1 rRNA gene is annotated in these 231 nt (G+C 49.8%); it reads right to left on the bottom strand.

Annotated features, from left to right (window positions below):
- Positions 1 to 231: ribosomal RNA gene (locus R0J87_RS25220) — 23S ribosomal RNA — on the bottom strand; the annotation flags it as partial.

Raw genomic sequence — 231 nt, 5'->3', positions numbered from 1 at the left:
TCATTTGCATGCTTAAGGGCTGGTCCCCGTTCGCTCGCCGCTACTAGGGGAATCTCGTTTGATTTCTTTTCCTCAGGGTACTTAGATGTTTCAGTTCCCCTGGTTCGCCTCTTACGCCTATATACTCAGCGTAAGATACTCATCTTATGATGAGTGGGTTTCCCCATTCACAAATGTCCGGGTCACAGGTTGTTGCCACCTCACCGAACCTTATCGCAGGCTACCACGTCT

Origin of the sequence: Halomonas sp. SIMBA_159, assembly GCF_046536035.1 — a bacterium.
Classification (GTDB): domain Bacteria; phylum Pseudomonadota; class Gammaproteobacteria; order Pseudomonadales; family Halomonadaceae; genus Vreelandella; species Vreelandella venusta_A.
This window is presented reverse-complemented; position numbering and strand designations above follow the sequence as displayed.